At 36.6% G+C, this 18,053-nt stretch carries 17 protein-coding genes and 1 pseudogene; 7 read left to right on the forward strand and 11 right to left on the reverse strand.

Annotated features, from left to right (window positions below; translation table 11 throughout):
- The first annotated feature begins 61 nt into the window (after positions 1-61).
- A complete protein-coding gene (locus RBU60_RS11130) occupies positions 62-589 on the forward strand; it encodes a hypothetical protein (protein WP_308865108.1) in 528 nt (175 codons plus the stop codon).
- 444 nt (positions 590-1,033) lie between these two features.
- On the opposite strand, the gene RBU60_RS11135 is transcribed toward RBU60_RS11130, so the two are convergent.
- The 4 genes from RBU60_RS11135 to RBU60_RS11150 form a co-directional block, all read right to left on the reverse strand.
- Positions 1,034-2,722, reverse strand: a complete 1,689-nt coding sequence (locus RBU60_RS11135; protein ID WP_308865109.1) for a NupC/NupG family nucleoside CNT transporter — start codon at positions 2,720-2,722, stop codon at positions 1,034-1,036.
- 4 nt (positions 2,723-2,726) lie between these two features.
- Positions 2,727-3,368 carry a bifunctional nuclease family protein gene (locus tag RBU60_RS11140; protein ID WP_308865110.1) on the reverse strand — a complete coding sequence of 214 codons (642 nt, stop codon included), beginning with the start codon at positions 3,366-3,368 and terminating at the stop codon, positions 2,727-2,729.
- An 89-nt stretch (positions 3,369-3,457) separates the two neighbouring features.
- Entirely contained in the window at positions 3,458-4,426 is a 969-nt protein-coding gene (locus RBU60_RS11145) for an electron transfer flavoprotein subunit alpha/FixB family protein (RefSeq protein ID WP_308865111.1), read from the reverse strand.
- Between the two features lie 51 nt (positions 4,427-4,477).
- Positions 4,478-5,224, reverse strand: a complete 747-nt coding sequence (locus tag RBU60_RS11150; RefSeq protein WP_308865113.1) for an electron transfer flavoprotein subunit beta/FixA family protein — start codon at positions 5,222-5,224, stop codon at positions 4,478-4,480.
- A 167-nt stretch (positions 5,225-5,391) separates the two neighbouring features.
- Here RBU60_RS11150 and RBU60_RS11155 point away from each other — a divergent pair, with 167 nt between their 5' ends.
- The 4 genes from RBU60_RS11155 (at position 5,392) to RBU60_RS11170 (ending at position 12,016) form a co-directional block, all read left to right on the forward strand.
- A complete protein-coding gene (locus RBU60_RS11155; RefSeq protein ID WP_308865114.1) occupies positions 5,392-6,369 on the forward strand; it encodes a pyruvate dehydrogenase complex E1 component subunit beta in 978 nt (325 codons plus the stop codon).
- 51 nt (positions 6,370-6,420) lie between these two features.
- Positions 6,421-8,916 carry a DUF5686 and carboxypeptidase-like regulatory domain-containing protein gene (locus RBU60_RS11160; RefSeq protein ID WP_308865115.1) on the forward strand — a complete coding sequence of 832 codons (2,496 nt, stop codon included), beginning with the start codon at positions 6,421-6,423 and terminating at the stop codon, positions 8,914-8,916.
- A gap of 76 nt (positions 8,917-8,992) precedes the next feature.
- On the forward strand, positions 8,993-9,502 hold the full coding sequence (locus RBU60_RS11165; RefSeq protein ID WP_308865117.1) for an inorganic diphosphatase: 510 nt from the start codon (positions 8,993-8,995) through the stop codon (positions 9,500-9,502).
- A gap of 198 nt (positions 9,503-9,700) precedes the next feature.
- On the forward strand, positions 9,701-12,016 hold the full coding sequence (locus tag RBU60_RS11170; protein WP_308865118.1) for a sodium-translocating pyrophosphatase: 2,316 nt from the start codon (positions 9,701-9,703) through the stop codon (positions 12,014-12,016).
- A 188-nt stretch (positions 12,017-12,204) separates the two neighbouring features.
- Here RBU60_RS11170 and RBU60_RS11175 read toward each other — a convergent pair whose 3' ends face one another.
- On the reverse strand, positions 12,205-12,375 hold the full coding sequence (locus tag RBU60_RS11175) for an Arc family DNA binding domain-containing protein (RefSeq protein WP_308865119.1): 171 nt from the start codon (positions 12,373-12,375) through the stop codon (positions 12,205-12,207).
- 38 nt (positions 12,376-12,413) lie between these two features.
- The gene (locus RBU60_RS11180) at positions 12,414-13,274 is read right to left on the reverse strand and encodes an SPFH domain-containing protein (RefSeq protein ID WP_308865120.1); all 861 of its coding nucleotides are present in this window, start codon (positions 13,272-13,274) and stop codon (positions 12,414-12,416) included.
- 444 nt (positions 13,275-13,718) lie between these two features.
- Here RBU60_RS11180 and RBU60_RS11185 point away from each other — a divergent pair, with 444 nt between their 5' ends.
- Positions 13,719-14,735 (forward strand): App1 family protein, encoded by a 1,017-nt coding sequence (locus RBU60_RS11185; RefSeq protein ID WP_308865121.1) that lies wholly within the window; start codon positions 13,719-13,721, stop codon positions 14,733-14,735.
- Positions 14,736-14,858: 123 nt separating this feature from the next.
- Here RBU60_RS11185 and RBU60_RS11190 read toward each other — a convergent pair whose 3' ends face one another.
- Entirely contained in the window at positions 14,859-15,584 is a 726-nt protein-coding gene (locus RBU60_RS11190) for a hypothetical protein (RefSeq protein ID WP_308865122.1), read from the reverse strand.
- A 119-nt stretch (positions 15,585-15,703) separates the two neighbouring features.
- On the opposite strand from RBU60_RS11190, the pseudogene RBU60_RS14185 reads away from it, so the two are divergent.
- A pseudogene (locus RBU60_RS14185) lies at positions 15,704-16,013 on the forward strand (transposase); the annotation flags it as partial.
- Positions 16,014-16,107: 94 nt separating this feature from the next.
- On the opposite strand, the gene RBU60_RS11195 reads toward RBU60_RS14185, so the two are convergent.
- The 4 genes from RBU60_RS11195 to RBU60_RS11210 form a co-directional block, all read right to left on the reverse strand.
- The gene (locus RBU60_RS11195; protein ID WP_308865124.1) at positions 16,108-16,386 is read right to left on the reverse strand and encodes a hypothetical protein; all 279 of its coding nucleotides are present in this window, start codon (positions 16,384-16,386) and stop codon (positions 16,108-16,110) included.
- A 66-nt stretch (positions 16,387-16,452) separates the two neighbouring features.
- The gene (locus tag RBU60_RS11200) at positions 16,453-16,734 is read right to left on the reverse strand and encodes a hypothetical protein (RefSeq protein ID WP_308865126.1); all 282 of its coding nucleotides are present in this window, start codon (positions 16,732-16,734) and stop codon (positions 16,453-16,455) included.
- A gap of 289 nt (positions 16,735-17,023) precedes the next feature.
- On the reverse strand, positions 17,024-17,329 hold the full coding sequence (locus RBU60_RS11205; protein WP_308865127.1) for a type II toxin-antitoxin system RelE/ParE family toxin: 306 nt from the start codon (positions 17,327-17,329) through the stop codon (positions 17,024-17,026).
- Positions 17,329-17,547, reverse strand: coding sequence for a hypothetical protein (locus RBU60_RS11210; RefSeq protein ID WP_308865128.1), 219 nt, complete (start codon positions 17,545-17,547; stop codon positions 17,329-17,331). The genes RBU60_RS11205 and RBU60_RS11210 overlap by 1 nt, the downstream gene beginning before the upstream one ends.
- Between the last annotated feature and the right edge of the window lie 506 nt (positions 17,548-18,053).

Here is an 18,053-nt window from a genome sequence, read left to right on the forward strand (position 1 = left end):
CTGCTTGTGCTTTAATACCAATTCTATTTTAATAAAATTGATATAACTCAACTAAAAACTTATGAAAGCAATTTTTTTTCTTCTAGGTTTATTTTTCATGGGTCTTGGGGTTCAAGAAATCAAGGCGCAAGCAGAGGTCGTAGTGAATATCAAAACGAACGTCAATCAGTTTAGTTGCGAGAGCAAGGGCTTAACTAAAGAACATTTAAGCAAATACGAATGCTATCATGAAATTTTGATTCCTGTAATTGATTTTGATTGTCCCAAAAAAATGATGGAACGTGATCTCCAAAAGCTTTTCGAAGCCCATAAATATCCCGAAATCCAGCTATTTCTAGAGCCTCAACCCATCAATTCAGCATCTCCAAAAACAAAAATTGCTATACGCATTAAGGAAATTTTGCAGAAATATGAAGTGGACTTAATCAAAACCACCACCAACGGAAAATCTTTTTATACCGGCAATCAGGTGATTTCTTTGGCCAATTATGACTTAGAACCGCCTACCAAAGCCTTGGGTTTGGTAAAAGTGAGCGATGAGGTGAAGATAGAATTTAAAATTCCAGAACACTTCTTGGTTCATCCTTAATTTTTAGGAATGAATTTTTTGGGCGTTCCATCGGGCTTCTCAGCCCTCTGGCGGGCTTTCGGCACTCGCTTTTTTGTTTTGTTTCTCGACTCCGCTCGAAACGACAAAACAAAAAGAGCTCAAACAAAGCCTCAATCCCTAACGCAAACTCTAGCTTGAAACCTAAGAAAAGATAAAATTTGAGCTAAGAACTCACAAGATAAATGCTGAAAATTCCGCGAAAGCGATGTTGTTTTAAAGATGTTTATTCTTTTATTACATATCCGTTTAGTGTCCAGTGTAATAAAATAATAGTGTTAATGTCACTTCGAGCCTTTCGTCTTCCCGCCAGAATAAATTCTTTCGGACTGGCGCTCTCCCGAAGCTTCGGGAGTGACAAAAACTAGTTTGAGGAATGAAAGCGGATATACAATTCTTTTATATTAAGAAACGAAAATAATAAAATTACCCAATAATCATCCCAGCAATCGTAGCTGAAAGCAGCGAAGCTAAAGTTCCTCCAATCACGGCTTTTAATCCGAATTTAGAAAGGGTTTTACGTTGTCCTGGCGCTAAAGAGCCAATTCCTCCTAACTGGATCCCGATAGAGGCAAAATTCGCAAATCCGCAGAGCATATAAGTCGCCATAATAATCGACTTCTCATAAGTAAGACTCAGGGCTGTTGTAGGATCTTTTAAATCGGCCAATTGAATGTAACCTACAAACTCACTTGCAGCAAGCTTGATTCCTAAAAGTTGTCCCATAAGCATAACGTCTTCTTTGGCAACACCCACCAACCACATGAGCGGAGAAAAAACAGTTCCTAGAATCGCTTCTATAGAAAAACTTTTATACGGAGTATTAGCCGCTAAAAACGGATTGATATGCGTCCATTCCCCAATTTTCCCAAAGCCGTAATTGATCATTGCGATTAACGCGACAAAAACCAAAAGCATCGCGCCTACATTGGCTGCGAGTTTAAGACCTTCGGTAGTTCCATTAGCAATGGCATCTAAGATATTGGTTCCTATTTTGTCTTCAGAAACTTCTACGTTGGTATTGATTTTTTCTTGTTGGGGATATAATATTTTTGAAACAATAATTGCTCCGGGTGCCGCCATCACCGATGCGGCTAATAAATGCTTCGCAAATTCTAAGCGAACCACAGGATCGTCGCCGCCTAAAAAACCAATGTAGGCTGCTAACACTCCACCGGCTACAGTGGCCATTCCTCCAACCATCACCAAAAGAATTTCAGATTTGGTCATGCGTTCTAGGTAAGCTTTAATCATAAGAGGAGCTTCGGTTTGTCCCAAGAAAATGTTTCCTGCAACACTTAAACTCTCTGCACCAGAGATGCCCATTAATTTGGTAAGAACCCACGCCAAGCCTTTAACCACCACCTGAATCACTCCTAAATAAAAAAGTATAGAGGTTAAAGCCGAAAAGAAGATCACAGTAGGTAAGACCTGAAAGAGGAAAATAAAACCAAAACTTTCTACATCCATCATTCCGCCGAGTAAGAATTCACTTCCGGCAGCGGTAAAATCTAATATTTTCACGAATATTTTTCCGACAAATTCAAAAGTAACTTGTACCCAATAAACTCTTAAAACTCCGTAAGCCAATAAGAGCTGAATGGCTAAGCCCACTCCAACAGTTTTCCAGTTGATGGCTTTTCTATTGCTGCTTAGTAGGAAGGCTATCAGTAATAAGGAGAGCATTCCTAGGGCTCCGCGCCAAAAACTTTGAAACGTAAAGCCTTTACTTTTAATAATATTTTTAGAAGGGGTAAGAAGTGTTTGTTTAGCGACAGAATTTACTTGAGAAAGCTGTATTTCTTTGTTGTTCTCCATCAGCGTAAGCGTAGAATCTGTAAGCGTAGAAATTTTAAATTTCCTGATGCTATCTTGTGGCTGATCGTAAAAAAAGAGCAAGAGTTTATTTTGCAAAAGGTAATTTCCCTTTGCAGAAAGGCTGTCGTTATCTTTAAAACGGTACTGAAAAACGCCACTTTCAAGATTAAGTTGATCAAAATCTACCGCTGCGTTTTGGGTATCACTGATTTCCCAATCTTTTTCTATACTTTGTGCTTGGGCAAAACCTAAGCTCAACATAGAAAAGAAGAAAATAATTTGTAATTGTCTTCTCATGAAATTATTTCCTTTTTGAAATCTCATCTCTTAATCGTGCGGCTTCTTCATAATCTTCTTTCTTTACCGCTTTTTCTAAATCCTTTTCTAATTCTTGAATTGATTTTTTTGGGGTAGCACTTTCGGGAGTAACATCTTCAATATTGCTATCTTCATCAAAGTCTTCATTGATGATGAGTTCGGTATCTTGTAGGGGATCTTTATCTAGATCATCATCTTCTTCGTCCTCATCGGTTTTAAGATAAATCCCTGCTTTTTCAAGTATATTCTGATAGGTAAAAATAGGTGCTTTAAATCTTAACGCTAAGGCAATCGCATCGCTAGTTCTCGCATCTATAATTTCTTCAATTTTATCACGTTCACATATAAGACTAGAGTAAAAAACCCCATCTACCAATTTATGAATGATAACCTGTTTTACTTTTATAGAAAAGCGATCTGAAAAACTTTTAAAAAGATCGTGCGTTAAAGGTCTTGGTGGTCTTATGTCTTTCTCTAAAGCAATGGCAATAGATTGTGCCTCAAATGCACCAATGACTATAGGGAGCTGCCTTTTACCATCCATTTCACTTAGCAATAATGCATAAGCGCCATTTTGGGTTTGGCTGTAAGAAATTCCTTTAATAGTTAAACGCACTAAATTCATATCTCAAAAAATAATAAATAAAAAAGCGGTCTAAATAAGGACATAACATATTTAGACCGCCCTTTAAATCAGGGCACAATTTATAAAAATTATGCGTTATTCGCCTTAAATTCCTTTAATTTTTCTATAAGTTTAGGTACAACTTCAAAAGCATCACCCACAACTCCATAATCTGCCGCCTTAAAGAAAGGAGCTTCTGGATCGTTGTTAATCACTACTTTGGTTTTGGAGGCACTAATTCCTGCTAAGTGCTGAATAGCACCAGAGATTCCTACTGCGATATACAAATTAGAAGCTACAGGTTTTCCTGTTTGCCCTACGTGTTCCCCATGAGGTCTCCAGCCCATATCACTTACCGGTTTAGAGCAAGCGGTTGCAGCTCCAAGAACTTCGGCAAGCTCTTCAATCATTCCCCAATTTTCGGGACCTTTTAAACCTCTACCTCCAGAGACTACAATTTCTGCATCTGCAATCGTTACTTTATCTGTTGCTTTATCTACCGACTGTACATTTACGGTGAAATCTCCTTCGGCTAAAGAAGGGGAAAAGTCTTCTATAGTTGCTTCGGTATTGTCTTCTTTTAATCCGTAGGCATTTTTAGAAACGCCAATAAGCTTTACATCTGTAGTGATGTTGGTAAAATTGAATGCTTTATTGGTAAAAGCAGTTCTCTTTACTTGAAAAGGCTCTGTGCTTGTAGGTAATTCTACCACGTTAGAAGCATAACCTGCTTCTAAATCTACCGCCAAAATTGGAGCGATATACTTATCGTTTGCAGTTTGTCCTATGACAACTACCTTAGCATCTTCATTTTTTGCCGCTTGTGCAATCGCATCCGCGTAAGCTTCAGCATTAAATTTAGCTAACTTATCACTAGATACATTTAATACTTTAGCAACTCCGTAAGTTCCTAAGGAAGCATTATCCTCTGCATTGATGCTTATGGCAGTAACGCTAGTGCCTAATTGATCTGCAACTCCTTTTGCGTAAGAAGCAGCTTCATAAGAGGCTTTTTTAAATTTTCCGTTTTCGGATTCTATATATACTAAAACTGACATGTTTTTATTTTTAAAGTTTATAAAATTAATTGATTTAACGCACTCAAAAGCTTAGATTACTTTTGCTTCGTTATGCAACAAGTCAACTAATTCGTCAAGATTATCTTCCGCAACTAATTTTATATCTCCTTTAGGAGCAGGTTTTTCAAATTTTTCAGAAGAAGTATAGGTGTGGGCGCTTGCAGGCTCAACTACGTTTAAAGGTTTTTTCCTAGCCATCATAATTCCTCGCATATTTGGAATCTTAAGATCGCTTTCTTCTACCAATCCTTTTTGACCTCCAATCACCAAAGGTAAACTTGCCGTAAGGGTTTCTTTACCGCCGTCAATTTCTCTAATTGCAGTCGCTTTATCCCCTTCTACTTCTAAGCTTACGCAGGTATTTACGAAATTAGCTTCTAAGATTTTGGCCATCATTCCCGGTACCATTCCTCCATTGTAATCAATAGATTCTCTTCCTGCGATGATTAAATCATAAGCGCCGTCTTTGGCTACTTTTGCTAATTCTTTAGCGACTTGAAAGCCATCTTTAGCTTCGGTATTTACTCTAATTGCATTATCTGCACCAATGGCAAGTGCTTTTCTTAATGTAGGCTCCGTTTCGGCTCCACCAACATTAACAACATCTACACTGGCTCCTTGTTTTTCTTTGAACCACATCGCGCGAGTTAGTCCAAACTCATCGTTAGGGTTAATTACAAACTGAACGCCATTAGTGTCAAACTTGGTATCCCCATCAGTGAAATTTATCTTTGATGTGGTATCTGGTACGTGACTTATACAGACTAATATTTTCATGTGTTCTATAGTTTTTTTTTGTAAAATTTAAAAATTGTATTGCGAAGATAAGAAAATATACTTAAAAATACTATGCTTGCATAACAACTTTTTCCTGAAAAGTTATAGTATTTAGGCATGTGAATGTTTACTTTTGCGTTGGTTAAAAATTATAGACAACAGTTATCATGAGGACAATTCAATTTAGAGAGGCGGTTTGCGAAGCTATGAGCGAAGAAATGCGTCAAGACGAAGCCGTTTATTTAATGGGAGAAGAAGTTGCTGAATATAATGGAGCATATAAAGCATCTAAAGGAATGTTAGATGAATTTGGTGCAGATAGGGTAATTGACACTCCTATTTCTGAAGCTGGATTTAGCGGAATAGGCATAGGTTCTACCTTGGTAGGAACGCGTCCTATTATTGAGTTTATGACCTTTAATTTCTCATTGGTAGGAATAGATCAAATCATCAATAACGCTGCGAAAATTAGACAAATGTCTGGCGGACAATTTAATTGTCCTATCGTTTTTAGAGGGCCAACAGGATCTGCAGGTCAATTAGGAGCAACCCACTCACAAGCTTTTGAAAGCTGGTATGCGAACTGTCCTGGTTTAAAAGTAATTGTTCCTTCAAATCCTTACGACGCCAAAGGACTTTTAAAGTCAGCGATTAGAGATGATGATCCGGTAATCTTTATGGAGAGTGAGCAAATGTATGGGGATAAAGGAGAAGTACCAGAGGAAGAATATACGATTCCTATTGGGAAAGCAGATGTAAAAAGAGAAGGAGAGGATGTAACCATTGTTTCTTTTGGAAAAATTATTAAAGAAGCTTACGCTGCCGCGGAAAAATTAGAAGAAGAAGGAATTTCTTGCGAGGTAATCGATTTAAGAACGGTAAGACCATTAGACTATGAAACCGTAATCACTTCCGTAAAGAAAACCAATAGATTAGTAATCTTAGAAGAAGCATGGCCTTTCGGAAATGTCTCTACAGAGCTTTCTTACCAAGTGCAAGAACAAGCCTTCGACTTTTTAGATGCGCCAATACTTAAAATTAATACGGCAGATACACCTGCTCCCTATTCACCAGTTCTGTTAAAGGAATGGTTGCCAAATAGTGAAGATGTTGTTAAAGCTGTAAAAAAGGTAATGTATAAATAAAATTATACGCTTATATTTGAGGCCTTATCTTATTTGATAAGGCTTTTTTTTATGAAAATAAACTTATTACTTCTTATTCTATGCTCTTTAAGCTCCATTGGGTTTGCTCAAACCAAAATAGGAGGTTATGTTAAAGATACAAACGGAGAAGCTATTCCGTTTGTAAACGTTGTTTTTGCAAACTCTTCAGAAGGAACCATTACCAATGATGATGGTAGCTTTTATATACAATCTGATAAAAGCTATGAGCAGGTTGTTTTTTCTTTTATTGGTTTTCAGTCCAAGACGGTAGAGCTAGAGAGTTCTACGACCTATAAAATGGAAATCGTTTTAGAGGAAGAAGAGAACGCCTTGTCTGAAGTAGTGATTTACCAGGGTAAAACCTCTAAGAAAAACAATCCCGCCATAGATATTCTAAAGAAAATTTGGGAGAACAGAAGGGAAAATGGAGTGAAGAAATTTGATCAATACCAATTTAAAAAATACGAAAAGCAAGAATTCGATTTAAATACCATCGATAGCGCGCTTGTAAACAGCAGGATTTTTAAGGGTATGGAGTTTATCTTCGATCAAACCGATACCAATAGCGTTACCGGAAAGACGTACCTGCCTATTTTTATCAATGAAGCCGTTTCTAAAGTTTACGGAGATAATAACCTGAATAAGGAAAAAGAAATTCTCTTAGGAAATAAAAATTCAGGGTTTAGCGATAACCAGACCTTAATTGCCTTTATAAAAGACCTCTATTCAGAATATAACGTATACGATAACTACTTACAGTTTTTTGATAAAAGTTTTGTGAGTCCGCTAAGTACTACGGGAGTCGACAATTATAACTATGTGTTGGCAGACAGTACTTTTATCGATAATAAATGGTGTTATAAAGTAGTGTATTATCCTAGACGTAAAAATGAACTTACGTTTAAAGGAGATTTTTGGGTAAATGATACCACCTGGGCAATCAAGAAGATAAAGCTTCAAGTGACCAAAAGTGCTAACATTAACTGGATAAAAGAAATTTATATAGAACAAGATTTTAAGGTTTTAAACGATTCGGTTTTCTTGATCACCAGAGACCACTTTATGTCAGATTTTGCTTTCAATAAAAAGGAAGAATCTCACGGTGTTTACGGTAAAAGAACCACTCTCTATGATGAGTATGAATTTGATATAGAGAAAGGATCTGCTTTTTATAGCAAGCGCGCCGACCCCTATCAAGAATATGTGTATGATCGAGATACTACCTTTTGGGAAAACAATAGGCTGGAGCACCTTAATAAAGATGAGAAGCAAGTCTACAGCATGTTAGATACCTTACAAACGGTAAAGGCGTTTAAAAGGTTGTATAATATAGGAAGTGTCTTGGCTTCGGGCTATGTGGAGTTTGATGGTTTTGATTTCGGACCCATATTTTCCACTTTCGGCTTTAACGATGTAGAGGGAGTACGAGTGCGTGTGGGAGGAAGAACTTATTTTGGTAGAAATGACCCTTGGCGGATTGAAGGGTACACCGCTTATGGTTTTAAAGACAATAAATTTAAATACGGAATTGCTGGAAAGTGGCTTTTAGATCGAAGAAACCGCTTGATTATCTCTGGAGGAAACCGAAGGGATGTAGAGCAATTAGGAGCGAGTCTAACCAATACTAACGATGTGTTGGGGAGAAGTTTGGCGTCCTCTTCTTTGATTACTGTCGGCTCTAACACCAGTTTAACCAATATTAACTTATCTACGCTGGCTTTGGAATTGGAGCCTTTTAAGAATTTTAATATAAGAATAGGAGGATCCTACCGAACCTTAGAAGCGGCTTCCAATAAATTTAGCTTGGCTTATTTTACAGATGAGGCACGTACCCAAACGGCCAACTCCATTAAGCAAACTGAAATTTCTACGAGTTTTAGTTATTCTCCCGGGAGGAAGACCACGGGCTATGGCGTAGACAGGACCATTATTAACGACGGAGATTTTGCGCAGCTATTCTTTAATTATTCTCTAGGGGTTAAAGGTTTTATCGAAAGTGATTTCGATTATAAGAAAGTTCAACTTTTCTATAGACAACCTTGGCAAGTGGGTGGTTTTGGTAAATTAACCTCTACCATAGAAGTAGGAAAGACTTTTGGAGAGGTTCCGTTAGGATTACTAAATGTGGTTCCTGGGAATCAAACCTTATTCTCTATTTATGGAAGTTTTCCTTTGTTAGATTTTTACGAGTTTGTTACCGATTCTTATGCGAGTTTTCATGTAGAACATAACTTTAACGGAAGATTTTTTAGTAGAATTCCCATTGTGAGAGACTGGAACTTAAGAGAAATTGTATCTGTTCGCGGAGTAGTGGGAGATATTTCTGAAGCCAATCAACTTTTAAACGCCTCTACTTCCAATCCGGTTTTATTTGCTCCAGATGAGCAGATGTATTGGTCTTACAGTGTTGGAGTGGGGAATATTTTTAAAGTATTTCGTATAGATGCACACTTCCGTGGAAATTATTTTGACAATCCTGGTGCTAGAAGTTTTGGAGTTACGGGATCCTTCGGATTTTATTTCTAAAATAAAGCCCTCATTCAAAGTTATTTGTTAAATTTGCAGTCTTGTTTTTTTAAAATAATTAATACAATAGAGTATAATGACATTTGATGTTTTAGTAGAAATTCCTAAAGGAAGTAGAAATAAGTACGAATACGATTTTGAATTAAAAAAACTTCGTTACGATAGAATGATTTTTTCTTCTATGATGTACCCTGCAGATTATGGCTTTGTTCCAGAAACATTAGCTTTAGATGGAGATCCTTTAGATGTATTGGTCTTAGTAACAGAACCTACTTTTCCTGGTTGTGTGATTGAAGTAAAACCAATTGGTGTTTTTCATATGACCGATGAAAAAGGTCCCGATGAGAAAATTATCTGTGTACCTGTAAGTGATCCTATTTGGAATAAATACAACGATTTAGATGAATTAAATCCGCACCGTATTAAAGAAATTGAACATTTCTTCCAAGTATATAAAGATTTAGAAGAGAAGAAAGTAGATGTTGGTGGATGGGGAGATGCTAAAGAAGCAATAGACATCGTTAACCAATGTGTAAAACGTTATGAAGATAGCGATGTACCAAAAGAAGAAGTAAGTATCAAGTAAATTGATAGCAGCTCATATCCTAAAAGCAACACTCCACAGTGTTGCTTTTTTTTATGTCTTAGAATGAGGCTTTGCATGGTATGAAGTGAAAGGTTTAAAATTGAAAATAAGGCAATTATAAGTAAAAATTTTTGTGTTTTTTGCTGAATTTTCACAGATAAGATTTAAATTTAACAAAACTTTAAATCTTTTACTTCTATGGAATCTAATATTATCTTCCTTCCCATTGGCATCGCCGTCTTGGGAATTATCTTTATGATGATTAAAGCAAATTGGGTGAAAAAGCAATCTCCCGGAAGCCAGAAAATGCAAGACATATCTAAAAGTATTAAAGAAGGCGCGCTAGCATTTCTACACGCCGAATACCGCTTGCTTCTTATTTTTGTGGTCTTAGCTTCTGTAGCTTTATTTACGGTTTCTTACGCTGTAGACACCACCAGTTGGATGATTATTCCTGCGTTTATTATTGGTGCCGTATTTTCTGCCCTAGCGGGGAACATAGGAATGCGTATCGCTACCGAAGCGAATTCACGAACCGCAGAAGCTGCCAAAACCAGTCTCCCCAAAGCCTTACAAGTTTCTTTTAGCGGAGGAACCGTAATGGGACTTGGTGTAGCGGGATTGGCCGTATTAGGACTCAGCTTACTGTTTCTTTTCTTTGTGGGGCAATTTATCACTCCAAACGGAACGTTCTATGTTGATATGACCATCGTGTTAGAAACCTTAGCTGGATTTTCGCTTGGCGCGGAATCCATTGCGTTATTTGCTCGTGTAGGAGGCGGAATTTATACCAAAGCCGCCGATGTAGGTGCCGATTTGGTAGGAAAAGTAGAAGCAGGAATTCCTGAAGATGATCCTAGAAATCCTGCAACCATTGCCGATAATGTAGGAGATAATGTAGGTGATGTAGCCGGGATGGGCGCCGATTTATTTGGAAGTTACGTCGCGACCGTTTTAGCAGCTATGGTGTTGGGAAATTATTTGATTCGGGATATGTCTATGTCTGCTGAGGTTCCATTTACCGATGCCTTTAATAATATGGGGCCTATTCTTTTGCCTTTAGTGATTGCCGGAGTGGGAATTTTAGCTTCTATTTTAGGCACATTTCTAGTAAGTATCAAATCCAATGACGCTAAAGAAAGTAAGGTGCAAGCCGCTTTAGATCGAGGAAATTGGGGGGCTATTTTCTTGACGTTAATCAGTAGTTGGTTTTTAATTAAATGGATGCTTCCTGCGACCATGAATATGCAGTTTTTTGGAGAAGGCGTTAAAGAAATCCCTTCCATCAATGTGTTTTGGGCTGCGGTGATTGGTTTGGCTGTAGGCGCATTAATTTCGGTGGTGACGGCTTATTATACAAGCTTGGGAAGTAAGCCAGTGATGAATATTGTTAAAAATAGTTCTACGGGAGCGGCCACCAATATCATTGCTGGACTTGCTGTAGGAATGAAATCCACGTTCTTATCGGTCTTGTTATTTGCAGCGGCCATTTATGGTTCTTATGAGTTTGCAGGATTTTATGGAGTGGCATTGGCTGCTTCGGCGATGATGGCGACTACGGCGATGCAATTGGCCATTGATGCGTTTGGACCCATTGCCGATAATGCAGGAGGGGTGGCCGAAATGAGTAATCTACCCGATGAGGTTCGTATGCGTACCGATATTTTAGATTCAGTAGGAAATACGACTGCAGCAGTAGGAAAAGGTTTTGCCATCGCTTCAGCAGCCTTAACGGCTTTAGCTTTATTTGCCGCTTATGTTACGTTTACCGGAATTGATGGGATTAATATTTTTAAAGCCGATGTTTTAGCCGCACTTTTTGTAGGCGGAATGATTCCTGTGATTTTTTCCGCTTTAGCGATGGAATCTGTAGGGAAAGCAGCCATGGAAATGGTGGAAGAAGTAAGAAGACAGTTTAGGGAAATTCCCGGAATTATGGAAGGCACCGCGACACCAGAATATGCGAAATGTGTAGACATTTCTACCAAAGCAGCATTGCGCGAAATGATTTTACCCGGATTAATCACCATAATTTCTCCTATTATCGTCGGACTTGTATTTGGCGCCGAACCTTTGGGTGGCTATATGGCAGGCGTTTGTGTGAGCGGCGTGATGTGGGCTATTTTTCAAAACAATGCAGGGGGAGCTTGGGACAATGCTAAAAAATCTTTTGAAGCTGGCGTAGAAATCAACGGAGAAATGACCTATAAAGGAAGTGATGCTCACACAGCGGCGGTTACAGGAGATACGGTAGGCGATCCTTTTAAAGATACTTCTGGGCCTTCTATGAACATCTTAATTAAACTTACGTGCTTGGTAGGTTTGGTGATTGCGCCCATCTTAGCAGAAAACTCTAATGAAGCCGAAATTCGAACTGCAGAAAAAGAGAATACCATAGAGGTTCTTCAAAAAGAAGACTTAACCAAAGTGAGATTTACAACCAATACTTCGGAAGAATCAGAAAAAGAGAAAGTGGTTTTTTATTCAGAAAAAGAAATGGATACGAATGAATAAAGTTGAAATGCTTCTGAAAAGTTAATAAACATTATAAGAAAGTTGTTTCCAAAGATAGATTTGTCAGTCTAAATTTATCTTTCGAGTCTCAAATGGTTTGTAAATCATTTTCTTGAGATTCTAAAATAGGCCCTGTCTTTGCCGGGCAGACCAGCAAAGACAGGGTATAACATCTTATTTATACACGACTAATTGTCTTTTGTTTTATTTTTTGGATTGCGTTTGGCTTCTTTTAGGGACTTATTCAGCATCCATTCAATTTGCCCATTGGTGCTTCTGAATTCATCAGCCGCCCATTTCTCTATGGCTTTGAGCATTTTTTCATCAACTCTTAAAGCGAATGCTTTTTTAGTACTCATGGTATTTAGTTTTCAGATTTCATAAAAAACCTTCATTCTTAATGATTAAGTGTTCCAGCATTTACTATGGGGCTTGCATCTTTATCGCTGCAAAGCACCACCATTAAATTGCTGACCATAGCCGCTCTGCTTTCAGGATCTAAGTCGACCAAATTCTTTTCACTCAATTGATGAAGCGCCATTTCTACCATGCTTACCGCACCTTCTACAATTTTATGTCTTGCCGCAACAATGGCGGTAGCTTGCTGACGCTTAAGCATGGCGCTAGCTATTTCGTTGGCGTAGGCCAAATAACCAATACGAGCTTCCAAGACCTCGATTCCTGCAATATTGAGGCGTTCTTCTAGTTCTTTTTCTAGGGCGTCACTTACTTCGTTTACGCTTGATCGTAAGGTAATATCCTCATCCAAACCTTCATCGGCAAAATTATCATAAGGATACATACTGGCCAGCTTTCTTACTGCTGCATCGGTTTGAACCACCACGAAATTTTCAAAATTATTCACATCAAAAGAAGCTTTATAGGTGTCCAGTACGCGCCAAACCAAGATGGTACTAATCATAACGGGATTACCGAGTTTGTCATTCACCTTTAAGCGTTCACTATCAAAATTTCTAGCCCGTAACGAAATTTTTTTCTTAATGTAAAAAGGATTGACCCAAAAGAGTCCGTTTTGTTTTATGGTGCCTTTGTAATCTCCAAAAAGCAAAAGCACTCTAGCTTCATTGGGATTGACTAAGATGAGTCCCGGGAGTAAAAAAAGGGCAATAAATATCCCGGCAATAAACCAAGCATAATTTAATAATACAAAGCCTAAAATGCTTCCGAAGAATAAAATGAGAAAGACAAACAGCATCATATAACCGTTTGAACCTTTGATTTCTTTTTCTTGATCCATAATGTTGAGAATTAGTTGATATTAAATTGATATCATAAATATATCATATTAAATTCAATAAAAAAATTAAAAGAGAAAAAATGTTAACATCCTCTTTGTGTGGTTAAGTAATTTTTTTCTCCTATAAAAGTACCTTTGCTGAGCTCTAGCTCGAAAAAATCATTTTAGTGGGAAGAGGAAGAGTGGGTGTCTGAATGATTACTTTGGGCAAGAGTGTGAAAAGTGTTTCAATTAAAAACTTTCAAATCTTAAGCTTGGTTTTACACACCCCTGATTTTCTTCGGAATATATTCCGCACAAAATCTTCTTCTCTTTTTAAAGAGGATTTTTTCTTAGAATGTTTTTCTACTTAGACGCTTATGTTTAGATCAAATTTATATAGCTTTCGGCTTGTTTCTAATTTGACTCTGGCCAGACTCTTGGCATTTCTAATTAATGAGAAATATGTTTTCAAAATTTTTTAAAAAAGATCCTTTGCAGGTTATTACGTTTCAGTCTTACGGAACTAATACCCATTTGTATGCTAGGGGTAGGGCCTTAGAAGATGAGTCTATCAATTTAGATTCTAAAAATTGGTTTCAGCTTTTAATTAATTCTTGGAAGCGTTTTGAAACCGATGAAATCAAGTTTACGGTACTCAATATAAGATTGTCAGATGATACCGTATTTAAAGTAAAAACAAATCATAGAGGATATTTTACCATTAATGAGCCTTCTAATTCTTTAGCCAAACTTTGCAATGAAGAAGGCTGGTTGTCTTATGAGGTTGCCTATGATGATGTAGATGTGTTGAAGAAAATTACTTCTGAAAATAGATTTCCAGGACAAATTTTAATTCCGAAAGAATCTACAGAATATGGCGTAATCTCAGATATTGATGATACTATTTTACAAACAGGAATCACGTCTTTCTTAAAGTTACGAGTCTTATTTAATACCTTTTTTAAGCCCGCCAGTAGCAGAATTCCTTTAAAAGGAGCGGCAGAGTTTTACCATCAATTGCACCGTGGAAGCACGGGAAACGAAAGCAATCCTATTTTTTATGTGAGCCACAGTCCGTGGAATTTATACCGTTATTTAAAGCTCTTTCTTCAGCATAATAACTTTCCCAAAGGTCCCATTTTACTTCGGGATTTTCCCAAGCCTTTTTCGGGTAAAAAAAGTCTGCAAGACAAAAAGCCACAGAAGCAACATGAGATTGTCAATATTTTTAAAATGTATCCTAAGCTCAATTTTATTCTTATTGGGGATAGTGGGGAGCACGACGGAGATATTTATATAGAAATCACGAATCAATTCCCCGGCAGAGTGCTTGCGATTTATTTACGCAGTGTGAATAATAAACGTAAAATGGAATATGTGAAACAGTTAATGCAAAACTATGATCAAACTCCTTTTCTATTGGTTAAAGATTCGCAAGAAGCTATTATTCACGCAAGAGGAAATGGGTTTATTTCATAAAAACAGAACTCATTAGGATCCTGAATTTGAAATCTCTTGTGCTTGTATGTAGTGATGTATTTTGGTTTAGAAAAGACCTAGCTATTTTATATACCTTAGTACAACCATGTTTTTCATTTTTAATTACGAAAGGTCTTCAGCTACCTGCAATTCTCCAACATACGTTCCGATGATCGTGCCAAAATCATTCGTTTCAAACGTGTAATTTAAGGTGTAGACACCATTTGTCATTTGTATCGTCATGCTTCCACTAGTAATTTGGTTTTCACTTATTGAATCTGAACCGGTTACACAATTGTCTGATACGATAATATTTGTAGAGATATTTGTTTCATTTAGCGATGACTCGAATGTGCTAAGTTCGTATTCGTAAGTGCCAGCTTCTAAATTTGAAATAGATGTTGAACGGATGTTGAAAATCGCCCCTTGAGTTAAATCATTGGAGAAATCACATCCTTGCCCATAAAATTCATTATTTATTAATGTACCATTTATAAGATATATGGCGTGTACGCTGTTGTTTGTTCCATCAAAATCTGAAATAATATATCCATTTGGGGTAGGATATTCGGTACTTTCTATCGTAAAGTTTGAAGTGTTTTCGTCATTGCCATCGTCGTTTCCGTCGTTGTCATCTCCGTCATTGTTGCCATTGTCATCTTGATTATCTCCATCATCATTATTGTCGTCATCACCATCGTTGTCTCCATCTTGATTATTTGGATTTTCATCCTCTGTTGGGTTCTGAGTTACAGATGAAAACTCTCCTTCTAATGGTTCGTTATCACAGCTTGATAATGTAAAGGTTAATAGTAGAATGGATAAGAGTGTAAGTTGACGAATGTTCATTTTTTATATTAAATTAGTTTAATGTGTTTTTATCTTTTCTTCTCAAAAGTCCACCGAAGAACTACTGCGACCAAATTTAAAAAATAAAAAGCAGAGTAAATTAAAAATTTTAACGAGCTCGCAATAATGCTAGAATTTCATCATCCAAGGGTAAAGCAATGAAGGGCAAGCGGCAGAGCACGGTAGAGCCTGTTTTTGGGGCGCTTACTCTTACGCAAGATAAACACGCTAGGAATACAATGTGCAAATAAGGTAATGCATCTCTCTGCAATGGTATATAACCTTAAAAAATACTTGAAATTTGTTCAAAAACAAGTTAAAAGAGGGGCAAGTCTACTAGTTTTTGATTTTAGGATAAAAAGCACTTCACTAAAACTATTTAAATTGTATATAAGCCAATATTATCAAGATGTTTTGATACCCTGTTAAAAATAATAACGCTCTTAAAATGGCGCTATTAGAATAGTATTTTTTAGAATTACGGGGTTGTGCAACGGTTACCGGTGTTGCCCACAGTTATTTTTCACAGTTTGATTGTCGCAAATATTCCGAGTGAAGTAAAACTTTTATGTCTTTGTTCATCATTCAAATTTGAATTACTTGTAGTTTCAAAACTATTAAAATCAGATTGAACATTAAGATTAATTCCAAATCCTAATCGTTCATCAAATTGATAACCTATACCTAAACCTAATTGAGCTCCAAAATTAAATCCCTCGTAAACATCCTTGTCGGTTCGATTTAGATATTGAAATTCATCTTTTACAATTGTCTGCCCATATAATCCAAAATTTGCGGTCATTATTAAATTTTCCGCAATCGCTTGGTTTATCGAAAATAGTACAGGGATTTTAATTAGCGTACGCTCTTAATAAAAATTTCCGTTTGAGTTAAATCCGCTACCACTCAAAACTGAATATCCAATTCCAGTAGCTAAACCTATTTTGTCCCAAGCTTTATAATTTAATAAAACCTCGCCAGTATTTACATTCAAATCATAATCTGGTTCGTTGTCATTTTTCACTTGAGTATAACCTATTCCGCCATAAGCATAAATGCTAAACTTAGAAGTTTGATTTTCTTCTTGTGCTTGAACAAAAGAAATGGAAAAGAGCAAAATTCCAGCTAAAATAAAATTCAGTTTTTTCATAAAATTATTTGTTTTAAATTTAGTTCGGTTTTTTTTCATAATTGTGTACAATGGTTTTGTACATGGCTCGTAACGTGCAAATTAGCGATAATTATTCGGTTGAGCACGAGCCGTCCCAAAGCTTCGGGATTAATTTCCCGCCCGAAAGTACCTTTTCGGTATGGCTGGTCTTATTACCTTTTTTTCTAATAAGCCAAATTAAAAAATTTGGCGGACTTCGCAAATATGCCTGAACTTCCGATGAATCAACTACATAGCTATGAGCTATACTTTGTTGTGCTTCGTACTTTTACTCGATATCAGTTTTTAGTTTATCAGGATTTTGTCTTGTATCAAATATTGTGATAATCTCTATTTCATTTACTTTATTTAATATTCTGAAGTAAAAAGTAGTTTGTTTTGTTACTACGCATTTATAAAGTCCGTTAAATTCAGTTGATTTAGGACAACTATTTGGTTGATAGGATATCTGTTTTATTTTGTCAGTTAACTTTGAGATAAATTTATCACGAATTTTTAGGCTCCAGTTTTCTAATAAGTACTCGGATAATTTAGTAAGTTTTGATTCGGCAAGTTCAGATAAAAATACTTTCATTAAGAAATTTTCTTCAAAAAGGATTCATACGATATTCTTTTTCCACTATTCAATTCGTCAATTCCTTGTTTAATTTCTTTTTGCTCAGACAGACTTAATTCGTTCCAGAAATCAGTTTTTTCTTTTTTAACAAAATCTGCAACTTTTTGGATAAAATCAATATTTTCATTATCCATTATAGTTTTTAATAGTTCAAGTTTGGTTGTTCGAATATCCATTTTTAATATGCTTTAATTTCAAATTTACGAAAAATTTCGTTCAGTTCAGATTTTTTCTTGTATGAAGCACAACGGTTTTGTATATGGCTCGTAGCGTGTGAATTAGCGATAAATATTCGGTTATGCACGAGCCAAATTTTTTAATTTCCCGCCAGAATGACTTGTCGGGCTGGTCTTATTATCTTTTCTTTTCAATAAGCCAAATTCAAAAATTTGGCGGACTTCGTAAATATGCCATAACTTCCGATGAATCAAATACATAGATATGAGCTATAAACGTCTTAAGTTTACAATTCATTACTTTTAGAACATAAACAGAAAAGACAAAAGAGAGGAATAAGGTTAATATATACGCAGAAGCTTAGACTTCTTCAACATTGTAAATCCCCTCTCTTTTCTACACAGATTTCGAACAGTTCCCCGCCTGAACGGACGGGCAGGTGTGAGGCTTTTAGACCTCGATTTTAAGTCGTTGAAACTCGCGTAGTATGTCCTTTCAAAAACAT

Source organism: Mesonia profundi (genome assembly GCF_031085155.1).
Taxonomy (GTDB): Bacteria; Bacteroidota; Bacteroidia; order Flavobacteriales; family Flavobacteriaceae; genus Mesonia; species Mesonia profundi.

Coding starts and splice junctions, on each gene's coding strand:
- RBU60_RS11130 (WP_308865108.1), top strand. CDS start 62: ATGAAAGCAATTTTTTTTCTTCTAGGTTTATTTTTCATGGGTCTTGGG.
- RBU60_RS11135 (WP_308865109.1), bottom strand. CDS start 2,722: ATGAGAAGACAATTACAAATTATTTTCTTCTTTTCTATGTTGAGCTTA.
- RBU60_RS11140 (WP_308865110.1), bottom strand. CDS start 3,368: ATGAATTTAGTGCGTTTAACTATTAAAGGAATTTCTTACAGCCAAACC.
- RBU60_RS11145 (WP_308865111.1), bottom strand. CDS start 4,426: ATGTCAGTTTTAGTATATATAGAATCCGAAAACGGAAAATTTAAAAAA.
- RBU60_RS11150 (WP_308865113.1), bottom strand. CDS start 5,224: ATGAAAATATTAGTCTGTATAAGTCACGTACCAGATACCACATCAAAG.
- RBU60_RS11155 (WP_308865114.1), top strand. CDS start 5,392: ATGAGGACAATTCAATTTAGAGAGGCGGTTTGCGAAGCTATGAGCGAA.
- RBU60_RS11160 (WP_308865115.1), top strand. CDS start 6,421: ATGAAAATAAACTTATTACTTCTTATTCTATGCTCTTTAAGCTCCATT.
- RBU60_RS11165 (WP_308865117.1), top strand. CDS start 8,993: ATGACATTTGATGTTTTAGTAGAAATTCCTAAAGGAAGTAGAAATAAG.
- RBU60_RS11170 (WP_308865118.1), top strand. CDS start 9,701: ATGGAATCTAATATTATCTTCCTTCCCATTGGCATCGCCGTCTTGGGA.
- RBU60_RS11175 (WP_308865119.1), bottom strand. CDS start 12,375: ATGAGTACTAAAAAAGCATTCGCTTTAAGAGTTGATGAAAAAATGCTC.
- RBU60_RS11180 (WP_308865120.1), bottom strand. CDS start 13,274: ATGGATCAAGAAAAAGAAATCAAAGGTTCAAACGGTTATATGATGCTG.
- RBU60_RS11185 (WP_308865121.1), top strand. CDS start 13,719: ATGTTTTCAAAATTTTTTAAAAAAGATCCTTTGCAGGTTATTACGTTT.
- RBU60_RS11190 (WP_308865122.1), bottom strand. CDS start 15,584: ATGAACATTCGTCAACTTACACTCTTATCCATTCTACTATTAACCTTT.
- RBU60_RS11195 (WP_308865124.1), bottom strand. CDS start 16,386: ATGACCGCAAATTTTGGATTATATGGGCAGACAATTGTAAAAGATGAA.
- RBU60_RS11200 (WP_308865126.1), bottom strand. CDS start 16,734: ATGAAAAAACTGAATTTTATTTTAGCTGGAATTTTGCTCTTTTCCATT.
- RBU60_RS11205 (WP_308865127.1), bottom strand. CDS start 17,329: ATGAAAGTATTTTTATCTGAACTTGCCGAATCAAAACTTACTAAATTA.
- RBU60_RS11210 (WP_308865128.1), bottom strand. CDS start 17,547: ATGGATATTCGAACAACCAAACTTGAACTATTAAAAACTATAATGGAT.